This is a genomic window from Kitasatospora griseola, assembly GCF_044999035.1.
In the GTDB taxonomy this organism is placed as follows: Bacteria; Actinomycetota; Actinomycetes; order Streptomycetales; family Streptomycetaceae; genus Kitasatospora; species Kitasatospora griseola.
Genome location: NZ_CP173360.1, coordinates 8,256,335 through 8,270,995, shown reverse-complemented (window position 1 = coordinate 8,270,995; position 14,661 = coordinate 8,256,335). Strand labels below are relative to the sequence as shown.

Sequence of the window (14,661 nt, the reverse complement as noted above, 5' to 3'; positions counted from 1 at the left end):
TGTTCTTGCACGTTTCTGCATGTATCGTAGCGCCCATGACCGACAAGCCCGTAGCCGGCGAGCCCATGCTCATCCTGATCGCCGGCCCCTACCGCTCCGGTACCGACGGCGACCCGCAGGCCATGGCCGCCAACCTCGCCCGCCTCGAAGCCGCCGCGTGGCCCGTCTTCGCCACCGGGCACCTCCCCGTGATCGGAGAGTGGATCGCGCTGCCCGTCCTGCGCTCTGCGGGCGCAGGCCCCACCGACCCCCTCGCCGAGCAGGTGCTCTACCCGACCGCCGACCGCCTGCTCGCGCACTGCGACGCCGTGCTGCGCCTGCCCGGCGCCTCCGCCGGAGCCGACCAGGACGTCGCCACCGCCCGCCGCCGCGGCCTGCCCGTCTACCACGACGTGGCCGAGATCCCCCGCCGCACCCAGCGGGAGAGCGTGTGACGAGCCGCCCCGGCATCGACGCCCCCGACCACCGCGGCCGCACCGGCCTCGACCAGGCCGGACGCGGCTTGGACCGCAACCCCGACGTCCGGGTCCGCGAGGTCGAACTCACCTCCCGGGGCTGGCACGTCCTGCGCCGCACCACCTTCGACTACCGCCGGCGCGACGGCCGCTGGGAAGCCCAGCAGCGCGAGACCTACGACCGCGGCAACGGCGCCGTCGTCCTGCCCTACGACACCGGACGCGGCCGTGTCCTGCTCACCCGCCAGTTCCGCTACCCGGCCTACGTCAACGACCACCCCGACGGCATGCTCGTCGAAGCCGCCGCAGGGCTGCTCGACACGGACGACCCGGCCACCGCCATCCGCCGCGAGAGCGCCGAGGAGCTCGGCGTCACCCTCGGCCCGCTCATCCACGTCCTCGACGCCTACATGAGTCCCGGCTCCGTCACCGAACGCCTCCATTTCTTCGCCGCCCCCTACACGCCGGCCGACCGGACCGGGACCGGCGGCGGGCTGGAGGAGGACGGCGAGGACATCGAGGTCCTCGAACTGCCCTTCGCCGAGGCCCTTGCCATGACCCGCGACGGCCGCATCATCGACGGCAAGACCATCCTGCTCCTGCAATGGGCGGCCCTGGACGGCCCCTTCGCCCCCGCAGCGGGCGGCCGCTGACAACGCCCCCCACCCGCGGTACTGCCCGGCCCCGATCCGCGGTGCCGCGTCGACCGGCCGAGTGCCGGGGCAGGGGCCCGTCATGCCGCCCGCACCGGCCTCCCCGTGCTCGACCAGGACGCCGTTCTCGAACCTGGCACCGGCGCGGACCGGAGCGACGAGGGAGGCTCCGGTGATCGCACGCCGGCGTTCCCTCGACACGGCCGCCACCGGCGAGGGTCCGTTCCTGCGGGTGCAGTTCCTCAGCGACGGCCCCCACATCATGGAACGACGGCTGTGCGCGGCGACCCGGGCCATGTGAGCGGTCCGCGCCGGCTCGAACGGCGGCGGTACGACGAAGGGTCCCACCGGTCGGTGGGACCCCTGCGCGTGGGTGGGTCAGCCCGCTGCGCCCGCCGTCGGCCGGACGGCGACCGCGTCGACCTCGAAGAGCATCCCCGGCAGGGCGAGCGAGGCGACCCCGCTGAGCGTCTGCGCGGGCAGCCGGTCGCCCCAGGCCCCGGCCAGGGCCTTGCCGAGGACGGCCAGCTTCTCTAGGTCGTGGTCGACGATGTACGAGCCGAGCCGGACCACGTGCTCGAAGCCGAGGCCGACCCCGGCGAGCGCGGTGCGCAGGTTGGCGAGGGCGAGCTCCACCTGGGCGGCGAAGTCGCCGGGCACGACCTGACCGCTGGCGTCGGAGGCGTACTGGCCGCCGATGAACACCGGTTCGCCGGGCGCGGAGGCGGCGTGGCTGTAGCCGAACGGTGTCGGGTCGTGCAGGCCGGGCGGGTTGGTGATGGTGCGGGTGTCGGTCACGGGGTTCCTTCCCTGGTGTCGGGCCGAGTTCGGTGCCGGGCGGTCTACGGCTCGGACCGGGCGGCTTCCTCCCGGGCGTCGCGCCAACTCGGCGACTCCAGGAAGTGGTTGTCGAAGAGGTCCTGCTTGGCGAGCAGTTCCTCGACCGTCGCCTCGCCCGCGCGGATCCGCTCCAGCAGGCGGAAGTAGTCGAAGCGCTCCACCCCGGGGGTGATCACGATCAGCAGGTCCGCCCCGGAGTCCGGCGCCGCCGCGAAGGCATGCGGCAGATGGGGCGGCACCACCACGAGGTCGCCGCTCCGGGCGGTGACCACCTCGTTCCCGACCAGCACCTGGGCCGAGCCGTCGACGACGAAGAACAGCTCCGAGGAGCCCCCGTGGTAGTGCGGAGTGGCGCCGTCCTTGCCGCGCCCCAGCGTGACGCGCAGGGTGCTCAGGGCGCCGCCGGTGGCGCTGGAGTCCGCCAGCAGCCGCCCCTTGCCGCCGAGCATTCCGACGGTCTCGGCTTCGTCGCCCCGCACCACCACGGCTTCCGGTCCGATCAACGTCATTGGCCTCTCCCCACAGTGAGCGCTCTGATAATTCCATGGCTGATAGTACTACGTCTAACTATCTCCCATCGAATAACATGCCCCTATGGATCACGTGGACGTCATGCTCGACCAGTGGAGCCGGGAGCGCCCGGACCTCGACCTGACGGCGGTCGGCACCGTCGGCCGCCTCGGCCGGTTCGCGCTGCTCGCGGGGCGGGTCGTCGAAGAGGTGTTCAAGCAACACGGCCTCCAGCGCGGCGAGTTCGACGTTCTCGCCACCCTGCGCCGCTCCGGCGCGCCGTACGAACTGATGCCCTCCGAACTCGCCGCGCTGCTGCTGATGTCCCGGGCCGGCATGACCAGCCGGATCGACCGGCTGGAATCGGCGGGCCTGGTGGAACGCCGCACCGACCCGGCGGACCGGCGCAGCGTCCGCATCGCCCTCACCGCGGCCGGACGCACCCTCGTGGACGCCGCCTTCACCGACCACGCGGCCAACGAGACCGCGCTGCTCTCCGCCCTCTCGCGCGAGGAGCAGGCCACCCTGGACGGGCTCCTGCGCAAACTGCTCGCCGACGTCGAGGGCCCGGAGCACCCGGCGCCCTGACGTCCCCGCCCAACGGCCCCGCCCGAGGTCCAGCCACCCGCGACCGCTCCGGCACGCCGTCGACTGCGAGCGCGACGCCGGTGGCCAGGGCGGCGGCGCGGTCGCGACGACGCTTGACGGGCCGGGGACCGCGGGACACAGCAGCTCCCCCGGGCCGGAAGACCGCCCGAATCGAGAAAGGTGTACGGCGCCTACCTCAGCAACGGCGGCGCCACCGTGCGCTGCTGACCTGACCCCGCTCGATCCGACGATCACCCCGCAGGTCCGCTCTCCGGAGCGCCGCGGCCCCTGCACCGGCACCGGCACCGGCACCGGCACCGAGGAGCGAACCCAGTACGTCACGCCCACTGGGGCGGGGCTTCAGCCGTCGAGCCGAAGCCTCGCCCCCGTTCGTCCTGCGCGGCCCGTCACTCGTACTCGGTGCCGCCCTTGCGCGTCAGGTAGCCGCCACCGACCGCCTTGACGATCGCCCGGCCGCCCAGGACAGGGCTGTGGCGCTCGACCGCCGGCCGGACCACCACGCCCTCCCGGGTGTGCAGGTGCCGCCCGGTGACGGTCTCGCGGCCCTCGGCGAGCTCCAGCACGCGTTCCGCGTCGAACGGTCCGCGCCACAGTTCGGGCACCACCGGCAGCTCGCCGGCGAGCAGTCGGGGCGCGTCCAGCCAGTGCAGCTGACCGTCGATCACCGCCGAGACGTCGAACGCCGCGTACCCGGGCGGCTGCTCGGTACGGCTGCTCGCACCGTAACCGAGGTCCTGCACGCCGTCCCCGAAGACCTCGCCGAAGATCCCGACCCGGCTCGCCCCCAGCCGGTCGGCGATCCGGGCGGCCAACTCCGGTATGCCGTAGGCGCGGACGGCACGCCAGTAGAGGTTCCGCCCGTCCTCCTTCAGCGCGAGCCCCTGCGCCCCGATCCCCTTGGACGAGACCTGGACCGTACCGGTGTCGGCGTGGAAGGTGAGCAGGCAGCAGCTTCCGTGCAGCTTCTCGGTGACCACCACCGGCTCGCCCGGCTCGAAGACGTCGGGGAAGCGCTTGAGGTTCTCGATGTCCACCCAGGGCAGCAGGTCGGGCGCCGCCTCGACCTCGCCGCTCATCGAAGTCGGCACCGGTGGCACCCACTTGGTGACGCCGAGCAGCTCCGCGAAGTCCACGCCCTCCTCGGCCGCCCGGGGCAGGTCGACCTCGGCCAGGGCTCGGGGGCGGCAGACGATGCCCTGCGACAGCTCGCCGCGCAGCCGCACTGCCTTGACCCGGTCGGCCTTGCTGCCCGCGAGCCGGCCGGTCAGCCCGAGTTCCTCGATCAGCTCGGACGGCAGGACCGACTGCTCGGGGATGTAGCACGCGAAGTCCCCGGTCCGGTACGCCCCCTTGGCCACGACGGCCCGGTAGAGGCCGACCTGCGCCAGCTCCAGGGCGTCTGCGTTCGGGTGCTCCAGGATGGTCAGGCGCTCGGCGGTCACCCGCAGTGTGGACATGGCGGTTTCGTCCTCCCCTTCTCGGAATGTCCGCGAACCGGACGAGATCAACTCTGTCGGGTGGACACCGCCCGACGCGAAGGGTTTTCGGGCTCTCCTCCCGCATCCGTGGCGGCCCGACCAGGCAGGATGTGCGCAGCACGCCGCATTCTGCCGCCGGTTCGCGCGGACCGACACGGACACCTTCGGTCTGCGCTGCCGAGGCAGTGCCGCGTCGACAGCCACCACCCCCGTCAAGGCCCGGAGCACTGGACGGCACAATGGGCCGATGTTGGAGTTGCTGCCGGGGATCGGCGTGGTCCTGCCGGCCGGAGCCGGGACGCTCAGGTTCGGGGCGACGGCCGAGGAGGCCGCCATGACGCTCGCAGCGGTGCCCGGAAGCCACCGAAGCAGACAGTGCATGACGCTGACCCGCGCCGACTACAAGCAGCTGCGGCACGCCCACGACGCCTGGCTCTGCGGCATCCTCTTCGACCGGAGCTGGAACACCGTCGCCGCCTTCGGGAACATCGTGGTGACCGTCGCGGCAGGAGGCCCCGACCGCGCCGACCGTCTCACCCTGATCACCGTCGAGGCCGACACGTCTCCGGACACGCCCGCGACGCACGCGGTGGCATGGGACGGCGTCGACCTGTTCGGACACCCCGCCCAGGACGTCGCCGCCGCACTGCCGGGCCCCACCCGCCCGTCCTCGCCGACCGCCGACGACCTGACGGTGTCCCAGCTGGGCCTGTGGCTCCGCCGAAACCCCCGGCCCGTCGACCGGTGGTCACAGCTGACCCTGCTCGACGCGGCCACCGGATGGGAACCGTGCTGCACGGGCACGTTCGCGTGCTCGGAGGGAGGAGACGGCTTCGTCGGCATCCTCCGCTGAAGCCCGCAGCCGGGGACCTCCTCGAACCGCCGACGCTGCCCGCGTCCCGGGCGGCCGACGGCCGTTCGGCGACGGGCGCGATGCGATCGGACGGGCGCGACCCCCTCAGCAGGCGGCCATCCGCAGGGCTACCAGCAGTGGGACGGCGGGGTTGCGGGCGGCGTCCTCGGCGGTGGCGGGGTCGCGAAGCAGGGCGGCCAGCGTCGCGGCGGGCAGTGCCGGGTGGCGGGCGGCGACCTGACGGACCGTCAGGTCGGGGTCGTCGAGCAGGGCGAGGACGGTGGCCGACGGCAGGCGCGGGTCCTCGGCGGCGCGGGCCCGGACCGCCGGGTCGGGGTCGGCGGCGAGGAGGACGGCCAGCGCGGTCGGTGCGGCGGGGTCGTCCAGAGCGAGCAGCCGGAACCGGGGGCGGGGGTCGTGGGCATGGCGGCGCAGGCCGTCGCGGGGGAAGTTGGGGTGGTTGCGGGGCCGGCCGGGGAAGGAGAAGCTGCCCGGCCACCAACTCCACACGTCCAGCAGGGTCTCGGCGGGGGCGTCGGCGCAGGACTCGGTGAGGAACAGCCGCACCACTCGGTCCTCGTCCCGCCCGAGCCGGGCTGCGACGTCGGCGGGCAGCCGGGGCGCGCGGGCCACGCTGCGGCGGATCCACCGGTTCGGGTGGACGGCCAACTGCCGCATCGCGTCCGGGTCGTGGGGCGGGCCCAGACGCTGAGCCGCCAGTTCGTCCAGCGCATGGTCAACGACGCGGCCGCGAGAAGCCTGGTCGAACCCGTCCCCAACCCGGCCCACCAGAGGTCGTCCCTCATCCGGCTGACCGAACCGGGCCGGGCCGCCATCACCGCGGTGCTCGACCGCGAACGCGCGGTCCTCCGCCGGGCCGCCGACGACCTCACCGACACCGAGATCGACGCCTGCCTCCGGGTCCTGTCCCGCCTCCTCCACGTCATGGGCGACGCCGACGTCGACTGAGCCGGGTCGCCCTCCGTGCCGCCGCACCCCCTGGACGGCGACCCCTGCCGACCGTCAGCCGGCCTGGGTGCGGCCGAAGAGGCGGCCGGCCAGGTCGATGCCGGTCACCGTGCCGTCGGCGTCCCGGCCGAAGAAGCCGCGCTGCCCCTTCAGGCCGCCCTCGGTGATGACGTACTCGTCGCCGTCACCGGGCAGGAAGCCGATCGCGGCGGCCGGGTGGTCCGGGGGCATCTCGGTGTCGGACGCGGCGCGGATCTCCGGCTTGATGCCGACCGCGAGGGTGAGTCGGCCGCCGTCGGTGGCGACGTCGAGGTTCATCGCGTCGATCTCGTAGCGGCCGGCGACCTCGCGCGCCCGCCGCCCGTCGAACGGGACGGGCTCCGGGTCCTTCTCCACGACGCCCAGGTACTGCTCCAGGGCCCACCGCACGACCGCCTGGTTGCAGGGGTAGCCCTGCGGGCCGGCGTTGGACAGCGAGACGACGGCGAAGTCGCGCTCGGGCACGATCAGCAGTTCCGCGAACTGGCCATTGCCGGAGCCGCCGTGGCCGATCGCCTGCAGGCCGCCCACCTCGCGCAGGAACCAGCCGATGCCGAAGCCGTCGCCCAGGGTGCTGGCCCGCAGCGCGACCGTCTGCTCGCGCATCCCGCGCAGGGCCTCGACGGGCAGCGCGCCCGCGCCGTCCCCGAGGTGGAAGCGGGCCCAGCGCAGCAGGTCGGCCACCGAGGACACGGCGCCGCCGCCCGGGTTGTTGCCGCGGGTGCCGGGCCTGAACGCCTTCCACGGCCGGGCGGTGCGCAGCGTCCCGTCCTCGTCCCGGTTGTGGCCGGCGGCGAAGCGGCGGACCATCACGTCGGCCTCGTCGAAGACGGTGTCCGTCAAGTGGGCGGGGTCGATGACGAGTTCGGCCACGGCCTTCTCGAAGGGCATGCCGCAGACCTTCTCGACCACCAGCCCGGCCAGGTTGTAGCCGGCCTGGCTGTAGGACGCGCGGGTGCCGGGCTCGGCGATCATCGGAAGGTCGGCCATCCGGGCGACGAACCCGGCGAGCGAGCCGTCGTCGTCGTCACCGTCGATCAGGTTCCAGTCCAGCCCGCCGGTGTGGTTGAGCAGGTTCAGCACGGTGATCCGCTCGGCGGCGCGCTCGTCCACGAGCCGCAGCTCGGGAACGTAGCGGCGCACCGGCGCATCCAGGTCCACCCGGCCCTCGGCGGCCAGCCGCACCAGGGCCGTCGCGGTGAAGGTCTTGGTCACCGAGGCCAGGTGGAACAGCGTGCGCTCGTCGACGGGCAGCGGATTGTCGACGCTGGTCACCCCGTGGGAGGCGTAGCTCTCCCGGCCCTCGACGAGGACGCCCACTGCCAGCCCGGGGATGCCGAACTCCTGCGCCGCCCTCGCCGTGAACGCGGAAAGCCGGCCCTGTGTCATCTGCTGCATCTCTGCTCCCCTTCCGAGTTGAACTAAGTTCAAGTGGGACGTTAGCCCGCGCTTCGAGGGGCTCGCAAGGCACTTCTTGAACTAAGTTCAAGCACTAGTAGGGTGAGCGGCATGCCCAAGGACACCCTGACCGCCGACCAGATCGTCCGCGCCGCCATCGCCCTCCTCGACGAGGAGGGCCTGGACGGACTCAACATGCGCAGCCTCGGCAAACGCCTCGGCTCGGCCGCCACCGCGATCTACTGGCACATCAAGACCAAGGACGAACTGGTCCGCCTCGCCGGCGACGCGGTCTGGGACGAGATCGCCCTGCCCGACCTCGACACCACCGACTGGCGCACCGCCACCACCGCGATGGCCACCGCCACCCACGCCATGCTCACCCGCCACCCCTGGCTCGGCCAGGCCTTCGGCAGCCACCTGCTCTACGGACCGAACAAAGCCCGCGTCGACGACCACACCCTCGCCCTCCACGAACGCGCCGGCTTCACCCCGACCGAAGCCGACCAGGCCGCCGCCACCCTCCTCCTCTTCACCCTCGGCGCCGCCCTCGGCCCCGCCTCCGAAATCGCCCTCACCCGCCGCCTGACCCGCAACGGCACCGACGCCCGACAAGCACTCGCCGACACCATGACCCACGCCGCCCGGATCGCCGCCCCCTACCCCCGCCTACGCGAACGCATCGGCACCACCGGCTACGCCGACGCCCCCGAGAACACCTTCCACTTCGGACTCCACGCCATCCTCGACGGCCTCACCGCCCGCCTGGCCCAACACACCACTGAGCACTGAGCGCTGACACCGCCACGACAGCAGGAGACAAAGGGCCCGGGATACCCGGAGCAAAGGCCGGGGTGGGCGGGGGAAGGACCGCGCCGAGTCCCACCGACGGCACCGAGCCCGCTCCGAGGCCCTCTTTCCCCCGGGCAGCCAGGGCATCGAAGCCCCACCGGCGATGCTCGACGACCCTGGGCCGGGCAGGCCAAGCAGGCAGGCAGCGGGAGACCAGCGGGAGGGCCAGGGACCACCGCAGCACCCAACTCCCACCCGGCAGTGCCAGGACGACCCTGGGCCAGGCAAACAGACAGCAAGCGGAAGACCAGCGGGAGGGCCAGGGACCACCGCAGCACCCAACTCCCACCCGGCAGTGCCAGGACGACCCTGGGCCAGGCAAACAGACAGCAAGCGGGAAACCAGCGGGAGGGCCAGGGACCACCGCAGCACCCAACTCCCACCCGGCAGTGCCAGGACGACCCTGGGCCGGGCAAGCAGGCAGCAAGCGGGAGACCGGAGGCAGAGGGCCAGGAGGATCGCGGCGGGCCCCCGGATCCCACCGACGGCACCAGGCCCGCGCCGGCCACAGCGTGCCACACCGGCGCTCCTGCTACCCCGGCGGTCACGGCATCGGGGACCCACCCGCGACGTCACCGGGCACCCGCCGCGCCGGCAGGACGCGGCGGGCAACCACCGCGCTCCCGCTCCCCCGGGTGGCCGGAGAGCGTCGACGTCCCTCCGGCAACGCCACCGGACACCGCGGACGGACAGCAGGCGGGACTCCAGTGACGCGCCATCGACTCCGCGCCTGCTGCCCGGTCGGGCAGGCCCGCGAGCAATGTGCCCGGCCGCTCCCGGCCCTGGACACCGGCGGGTGCCTCCACGGACGCCGCCGGCGCGGCGCGCGGGAAGGCCGGCGGCGCGAAGGCCGCAGCACGTGCACGTCCTCAGGCAGCCGCTGGGAGGCTCCACTGACGCCGCCGGCCCCGTCCGCGCCCTCCCACCGCTCAGGCAAAGGACAGTCCGCGGCTCGACTCCGGCCAGTGGTGCCCCAGGTGGGCGGCGGGCCTGCGGCGCAGCGGCGGCGGGAGGCGTTCTCCCGTCCCGCCGGCACCGACGCGGCCGGCGACTTGGACCGCGACACCGACCTGTTCGGATGCGCTGCGCTCGGCAGCGAACGCGTCTTCAGCGACGCCCCTATCCCGGCACCGCCCAACAACCGCGCGAACGCCTACCGGGCGACCGGCGACCCGGCCCGCGCCATCGGCCTGTCCGAGCAGGTCCTCGTCGTCATGGAATGCGTCCCCGGGACCTTCGCCCCCACCCTCAGCGCCCACATCCACCTCGACGGCACTGACCGATCGAGGCTGGGCGCTGCTTCCGGGAGACCCGACCAGGGCATGGCGGGACGCGACCGCCGTCGGCCAGGCCCTCGGCCCGCACCTCGCCGGCGCTCCCACCGTCTCCGGACGGGCATTGACCCGCGGCGCAGCGGTGGCGGCAGTCCGTTGTGTACCGGGCTCCGCAGTCCGGGTTCGGGCCCGAACCCCGGCGCCCCGGCAGGATCACGTCCGGTGACACCCGACGTCTCACCGGGGCGCGGGCCACGGGAGTCCGCCGCTCCCCGAGGGCGGGCGCGGCCGCGCCCCGGGGGTCACTCCACGATTTCGGCGCTCACCAGGACGACGTCCTCCTTCGGGACGTCGGCGTGCCCGGCCTTGGAGGTGGTGGGCACGGACTTGATCTCGTCGACCACCTCCTGGCCCTCGACGACCTCGCCGAACACGGCGTAGCCCCAGCCGGGGCCGGACTTCGCGGTGTGGTCGAGGAAGGCGTTGTCGGCGACGTTCAGGAAGAACTGGGCGGTGGCGGAGTGCGGGTCCGAGGTGCGGGCCATGGCCACCGAGTAGCGGGTGTTCTTCAGGCCGTTGTCGGCCTCGTTGAGGATCGGGGCGCGGGTCTCCTTGCGACGCAGGCCCGGCTCCATTCCGCCGCCCTGGACCATGAAGCCGTCGATCACGCGGTGGAACACCGTGCCGTTGTAGAAGCCGTCCGTGACGTACTGGAGAAAGTTCTCCACCGTCGCGGGAGCCTTCTCCGCGTTGAGGCGGATCACGATGTCGCCGTGGTTGGTGTGCAGCTTGACGTTGGACAAGGCCGTCTCGTTTCTGACGCTGTGCTGATTTGCGGGTTTGCCTGCCCATCCTCGCAGGTGACCGCGCGTCGGGTGCACCGCCCGCGGGCCGGTGGCGCGGAGGCCCTACTGAACGGCCGCGGTCCGGCCGGGCCGACGAGGCACTCGCACGACGGCCACCGCGAGCAGTCCCGAGGCGACGAGGGCCGCGCCCCAGGGCAGACCGTGCGGCAGGGCGCGGGCGGCCGCGAAGGCGAACAGCAGACCGACGCCCTGGAGGACCATCGTGAGCGTCGGCAGGGTCCCGACGGTTCTCCCTCCCCGGGCCCGGACGGCCGCCGCACCCCACAGCACGGGAATGAGCAGCCCGGCGAGCAGCGCGAGGCCGAGGATCGGCACGGCCACCACGCTCCCCATGTTCCCGCCCCCGGGAGAGCCGTCGTCGGGGACGATCACCGGGTGACTCACCTGCCACTCGGCGAGGCGCAGCGCCCGGAGGAACACCGCCGGCACGACGACCGAGGCCAGCCCGGCCACGCCGTACCAGTGCCAGGACCGTTGCCCGGCTCGATCGGTTGCAGTCACTGCCCTCACCTGGTCGTTGAGTCGGTCTCTGCGATCGGAGCGCGGAGCTCTCGCCCGGGCACGGCCGCAACGACCTCGCCGGGTCGCCCGACCGGCCGCCCGGGCCGTCGCGGCCGACAGCCGTCCCTCACGCACCCCACACGCAACGCCGAGTCGAACAGCCTCCCGGACGCGCCAGTATGACATCACACCAGGAACACATCGCACGCCAACCACTCACCCGGCGACCCGGCCCGCAACCGCGCTCCGGCCGCCGTCGTCCTCTCCCCACGACGGCGGCCGGTGATCACGGCCGCCACCGGCATCCCGCAGGAGGAGCATCGTGGTTGACGGCACGTCGGAGACCGGTGAGGGCACACCGCGCCGGCGGCGGCGGTGGCGTGCGGCCCTGACGGGTCTGTGCGTCGTGTTGCTGCTCGGGCCGGCCGCGCTCGCCGTGGTCCGCGTCCTGGGCCTGGACGACGGGACGGTCCTGGCCCTGCCGATGGCGGCCCTGCCGTACGCGGCGCTGCTGACCGTGCCGGCGGCGGCGGTGCTGGCCGGGTTGCGCCGCTGGGTCCTCACGGCCCTGGCCGTGCTCCTGGTGGGGCTGCAGCTGTGGTGGCTGCTCCCGCGCGTGGTCGCCGACGGGGCGCAGGCACCGGCCGGCGCACCGCGGTTGCGGGTGGCCACCAGCAACGCCTACCTGGGCGGAGTCTCGCCGACGGCGCTCGTCGACCTGGTCCGCACGCAGCGCCTGGACGCTCTGGCGGTGGAGGAGCTGAGCGTCTCGGCGGCGCAGGCGTTGGACGCGGCGGGCATCCGCGAGCTGCTCCCCCACCGGGAGATGCCCGCCGGGTCCGACACGGCGCTCTTCACCCGGCTGCCGGTGACGGGGGCGGGCGATCCGGCGTGGCCGACCGTCAACGTGACGGTCGCGGTGGGCGGCCGACCGGTGCAGCTGGTGGCGGTGCACACCTACTACCCGCTGGGCGACGCCCGCCGGTGGGCGACGGGCATGCACGAGCTGCGGGACGCCGCGGCCGGGCGCAGCAGCGGCGACGCGGTGCTGCTGGGCGACTTCAACGCGACGCTCGACCACGCGCCGATGCGAAGCCTCCTGGCGACCGGGCTCACCGACACGCACGCCGAGCTGGGGACCGGGCTGATGCCGACCTGGCCGGAGCACAACCGGGACTTCCCCCGCCTGCCGCCGGTGATCCAGATCGACCATGTCCTGCACGGCCGGGCGCTGCGCGCGGTGTCGGTCGCCGAGTACACCCTCGCCGGGACGGACCACCGCGCGGTGGTGGCCGAGCTCGCCGTCCTCGACCGGAACGGGGAGTGACACCGGGTCAGGGCAGCGGGACGAGGCCGCTCTCGTGCACGAGGACGACGGCCTGGATCCGGTCGCGGAGTTCGAGTTTGTGCAGGATCCGGCCCAGGTGGGACTTCACGGTCGCCTCCGCGAGATGGAGGCGGGCCGCGATCTCCGCGTTCGACAGGCCCCGGCCCACCTCGACCAGGACTTCCCGCTCGCGAGCGCTGAGCCGCCCCAGCCGCTCCTCGTGACGGCCGGCCGCAGCGGCCCCGGCCAGGTGCGGGCGGACGTCGTCCAGCAGGCGGCGGGTGATCCGTGGGGAGAGCACCGCGTCGCCCGCCGCCACGCTGCGGATCGCCGCGAGCAGCTCGTCGGGCCTGGTGTTCTTCAGCAGGAAGCCCGACGCCCCGGCGTCCAGCGCGGCGAAGGCGTACTCGTCCAGGTCGAACGTGGTCAGGATCAGCACCCTGCTCAGCGGGCAGGCGTCGGTGAGCCGCCGGGTCGCCTCGATGCCGTCCATCCCCGGCATCCGGATGTCCATGAGGACGACGTCGGGGCGCAACTCCCGGGCCAGGCGCACCGCGTGGGCGCCATCGGTGGCCTCGCCGACCGGGGTCATGTCGGGCTGGGCGTCGAGGATGGTGGTGAAGGCCATCCGCAGCAGTGCCTCGTCGTCGGCGACCAGGACGCGGATCGTCATGCGGTCGCCGCTTCCGCGCTGTCGAGGAACAGGCGCGCGTGGACGTGCCAGCCGCCGCCCGGGAGCGGTCCGGCGCGCAGGGTCCCGCGGTAGGCGGCCGCGCGTTCCCGCATGCCGGGGATCCCGTGGCCCGACGCGGCTTCGGGACGGGGCGGGGTGGTGCACGGGCCGTTGTCGGTGACGTCCACGGTGACGGACCGGGCCCGGCACTGGAGGCGGACCTCGGCGCGGGCACCGGCGGGCGCGTGTTTGAGGGTGTTGGTCAACGCTTCCTGCACCAGGCGGTAGACGGTCAGCTGGGCGGTGGCGGGCAGCCGGTCGTGGGCGCCGCGGAGGTCGAGGACGGTGGGCAGCCCGGCGGCGCACATCCGCTCCGTCAGCTCCTGAAGGTCACCGATGCCGGGCAGCGGACGGCGCTCGGCGCCCGGCCCGTCGGCGCCCGGCCCGTCGGTGCGCAGGACGCCGAGCGAGCGCCGCATGTCCACCAGGGCCTGTCGGCCGGTCTCGGAGGCGCGGAGCATCGCCGTGGCAGCGGCCTCGGGCGCGTGGTCCCGCGCATGGAGGGCGGCGTCGGTGAGCGCGACCATCACCGACAGGTTGTGGGTGACGATGTCGTGCATCTCCCGGGCGATGCGACTGCGCTCCTCGGCCACCGCCAGCCGCGCCTGCTGATCCCGCTGCTGCTCCAGACGCGCGGCCCGCTCCTGCGACGCCACGAGGAAGGCGCGGGCGGTCCGCGCGTTCACACCCAGCGCGGCGGCCGCCACCACCGCCGCGGTCAGCGCCGCGAAGGGCGCCAGGAACGCGCCCGGCGTCGCCCAGCGCAGGCATGCCAGCAGCGCCCCGCCCTCCACGACCGCGCACGCCACGAACACGGCACGCCGCCCCGCGTCCGCGGCCACCGCGTACAGGTCCACCAACAGGGCGGCGTCCGCAGGCAGTTGGACACCCGCCCACCACTGGACGAACGCCGCCGCCACCACCGCCGCGAACACCGCCCCGGGTGCCCGGCGCAGCCACACCAGCGGCAGCACCAGGGCGACGGTCAGGACCGCGGCCACCACGAGTTCCCCCCGGCCGTACGTGAGGACGACATGAAGCAGCAGCAGGACCAGGAACAGCGGCACGAGCAGCGAACCGGGCGCGACGGACGACAGCAGGACGCGGGCGGCGGACGGCAGCCGGGGGCTGCGGCGACCGTCGGGGTCGGGCTCCGTTGTCGGCCGCTCGCCCGTCCGGTGGCGTGCCGGGCGGGTGCTGCTGCCGGGTCCCTCGACCGTCTCGGTCCCCACCACGCGTCCCCCTCGTCGGTCAGCCCTGCCGTACAGCGGCCCCGGGCCCCTTTCGGCACCGGTGCGTTGGGG

Annotated in this window: 17 protein-coding genes; 8 read left to right on the top strand and 9 right to left on the bottom strand. The window is 73.8% G+C overall.

Features of this window, described 5'->3' with window-relative positions; genetic code table 11:
* Window positions 1-35 precede the first annotated feature (35 nt).
* From ACI1MP_RS36880 to ACI1MP_RS36870, 3 genes are all read left to right on the top strand, one after another.
* Window positions 36-434, top strand: coding sequence for a DUF4406 domain-containing protein (locus tag ACI1MP_RS36880; protein ID WP_380337789.1), 399 nt, complete (start codon window positions 36-38; stop codon window positions 432-434).
* Window positions 431-1,108, top strand: coding sequence for an NUDIX domain-containing protein (locus ACI1MP_RS36875; protein WP_404870697.1), 678 nt, complete (start codon window positions 431-433; stop codon window positions 1,106-1,108). Before ACI1MP_RS36880 ends, ACI1MP_RS36875 begins: the two co-directional genes overlap by 4 nt.
* A 172-nt stretch (window positions 1,109-1,280) precedes the next feature.
* Window positions 1,281-1,409, top strand: coding sequence for a hypothetical protein (locus ACI1MP_RS36870; protein WP_404870696.1), 129 nt, complete (start codon window positions 1,281-1,283; stop codon window positions 1,407-1,409).
* A gap of 77 nt (window positions 1,410-1,486) precedes the next feature.
* Here the strand turns inward: ACI1MP_RS36870 and ACI1MP_RS36865 are convergent, their stop codons facing one another.
* A complete protein-coding gene (locus ACI1MP_RS36865; protein WP_380337780.1) occupies window positions 1,487-1,906 on the bottom strand; it encodes a RidA family protein in 420 nt (139 codons plus the stop codon).
* 44 nt (window positions 1,907-1,950) lie between these two features.
* Complete coding sequence (locus ACI1MP_RS36860) at window positions 1,951-2,457, bottom strand: cupin domain-containing protein (protein ID WP_063352400.1); 507 nt, start codon at window positions 2,455-2,457, stop codon at window positions 1,951-1,953.
* Window positions 2,458-2,542: 85 nt separating this feature from the next.
* Between ACI1MP_RS36860 and ACI1MP_RS36855 the strand changes: the two genes are divergently transcribed.
* Window positions 2,543-3,046 carry a MarR family winged helix-turn-helix transcriptional regulator gene (locus ACI1MP_RS36855; RefSeq protein ID WP_380337777.1) on the top strand — a complete coding sequence of 168 codons (504 nt, stop codon included), beginning with the start codon at window positions 2,543-2,545 and terminating at the stop codon, window positions 3,044-3,046.
* 407 nt (window positions 3,047-3,453) lie between these two features.
* Here ACI1MP_RS36855 and ACI1MP_RS36850 read toward each other — a convergent pair whose 3' ends face one another.
* Window positions 3,454-4,524 carry an RNA ligase (ATP) gene (locus tag ACI1MP_RS36850; RefSeq protein WP_404870695.1) on the bottom strand — a complete coding sequence of 357 codons (1,071 nt, stop codon included), beginning with the start codon at window positions 4,522-4,524 and terminating at the stop codon, window positions 3,454-3,456.
* Between the two features lie 268 nt (window positions 4,525-4,792).
* On the opposite strand from ACI1MP_RS36850, the gene ACI1MP_RS36845 reads away from it, so the two are divergent.
* Window positions 4,793-5,398, top strand: coding sequence for a hypothetical protein (locus ACI1MP_RS36845; protein WP_404870694.1), 606 nt, complete (start codon window positions 4,793-4,795; stop codon window positions 5,396-5,398).
* Window positions 5,399-5,503: 105 nt separating this feature from the next.
* Here ACI1MP_RS36845 and ACI1MP_RS36840 read toward each other — a convergent pair whose 3' ends face one another.
* A complete protein-coding gene (locus ACI1MP_RS36840; RefSeq protein ID WP_404870693.1) occupies window positions 5,504-6,076 on the bottom strand; it encodes a hypothetical protein in 573 nt (190 codons plus the stop codon).
* 12 nt (window positions 6,077-6,088) lie between these two features.
* Between ACI1MP_RS36840 and ACI1MP_RS36835 the strand changes: the two genes are divergently transcribed.
* Entirely contained in the window at window positions 6,089-6,367 is a 279-nt protein-coding gene (locus tag ACI1MP_RS36835; RefSeq protein WP_380337768.1) for a MarR family winged helix-turn-helix transcriptional regulator, read from the top strand.
* A 54-nt stretch (window positions 6,368-6,421) separates the two neighbouring features.
* Here ACI1MP_RS36835 and ACI1MP_RS36830 read toward each other — a convergent pair whose 3' ends face one another.
* Window positions 6,422-7,804, bottom strand: a complete 1,383-nt coding sequence (locus tag ACI1MP_RS36830; RefSeq protein WP_404870692.1) for a serine hydrolase domain-containing protein — start codon at window positions 7,802-7,804, stop codon at window positions 6,422-6,424.
* Window positions 7,805-7,915: 111 nt separating this feature from the next.
* Between ACI1MP_RS36830 and ACI1MP_RS36825 the strand changes: the two genes are divergently transcribed.
* Window positions 7,916-8,596: a TetR/AcrR family transcriptional regulator C-terminal domain-containing protein gene (locus ACI1MP_RS36825; protein ID WP_387997617.1), complete on the top strand. Its 681-nt coding sequence runs from the start codon at window positions 7,916-7,918 to the stop codon at window positions 8,594-8,596.
* Between the two features lie 1,636 nt (window positions 8,597-10,232).
* Here the strand turns inward: ACI1MP_RS36825 and ACI1MP_RS36820 are convergent.
* Window positions 10,233-10,733 carry a peptidylprolyl isomerase gene (locus ACI1MP_RS36820; RefSeq protein WP_189273978.1) on the bottom strand — a complete coding sequence of 167 codons (501 nt, stop codon included), beginning with the start codon at window positions 10,731-10,733 and terminating at the stop codon, window positions 10,233-10,235.
* Window positions 10,734-10,838: 105 nt separating this feature from the next.
* Window positions 10,839-11,297 carry a hypothetical protein gene (locus ACI1MP_RS36815; protein ID WP_404870691.1) on the bottom strand — a complete coding sequence of 153 codons (459 nt, stop codon included), beginning with the start codon at window positions 11,295-11,297 and terminating at the stop codon, window positions 10,839-10,841.
* 322 nt (window positions 11,298-11,619) lie between these two features.
* Between ACI1MP_RS36815 and ACI1MP_RS36810 the strand changes: the two genes are divergently transcribed.
* Window positions 11,620-12,624 (top strand): endonuclease/exonuclease/phosphatase family protein, encoded by a 1,005-nt coding sequence (locus tag ACI1MP_RS36810; RefSeq protein WP_404870690.1) that lies wholly within the window; start codon window positions 11,620-11,622, stop codon window positions 12,622-12,624.
* Window positions 12,625-12,631: 7 nt separating this feature from the next.
* On the opposite strand, the gene ACI1MP_RS36805 is transcribed toward ACI1MP_RS36810, so the two are convergent.
* Both ACI1MP_RS36805 and ACI1MP_RS36800 read right to left on the bottom strand, forming a co-directional pair.
* Window positions 12,632-13,297, bottom strand: coding sequence for a response regulator (locus ACI1MP_RS36805; RefSeq protein WP_404870689.1), 666 nt, complete (start codon window positions 13,295-13,297; stop codon window positions 12,632-12,634).
* A complete protein-coding gene (locus ACI1MP_RS36800; RefSeq protein WP_404870688.1) occupies window positions 13,294-14,592 on the bottom strand; it encodes a sensor histidine kinase in 1,299 nt (432 codons plus the stop codon). The genes ACI1MP_RS36805 and ACI1MP_RS36800 overlap by 4 nt, the downstream gene beginning before the upstream one ends.
* Between the last annotated feature and the right edge of the window lie 69 nt (window positions 14,593-14,661).

Coding starts and splice junctions, on each gene's coding strand:
- ACI1MP_RS36830 (WP_404870692.1), bottom strand. CDS start 7,804: ATGCAGCAGATGACACAGGGCCGGCTTTCCGCGTTCACGGCGAGGGCG.
- ACI1MP_RS36850 (WP_404870695.1), bottom strand. CDS start 4,524: ATGTCCACACTGCGGGTGACCGCCGAGCGCCTGACCATCCTGGAGCAC.
- ACI1MP_RS36845 (WP_404870694.1), top strand. CDS start 4,793: ATGTTGGAGTTGCTGCCGGGGATCGGCGTGGTCCTGCCGGCCGGAGCC.
- ACI1MP_RS36840 (WP_404870693.1), bottom strand. CDS start 6,076: ATGCGGCAGTTGGCCGTCCACCCGAACCGGTGGATCCGCCGCAGCGTG.
- ACI1MP_RS36860 (WP_063352400.1), bottom strand. CDS start 2,457: ATGACGTTGATCGGACCGGAAGCCGTGGTGGTGCGGGGCGACGAAGCC.
- ACI1MP_RS36855 (WP_380337777.1), top strand. CDS start 2,543: ATGGATCACGTGGACGTCATGCTCGACCAGTGGAGCCGGGAGCGCCCG.
- ACI1MP_RS36880 (WP_380337789.1), top strand. CDS start 36: ATGACCGACAAGCCCGTAGCCGGCGAGCCCATGCTCATCCTGATCGCC.
- ACI1MP_RS36825 (WP_387997617.1), top strand. CDS start 7,916: ATGCCCAAGGACACCCTGACCGCCGACCAGATCGTCCGCGCCGCCATC.
- ACI1MP_RS36805 (WP_404870689.1), bottom strand. CDS start 13,297: ATGACGATCCGCGTCCTGGTCGCCGACGACGAGGCACTGCTGCGGATG.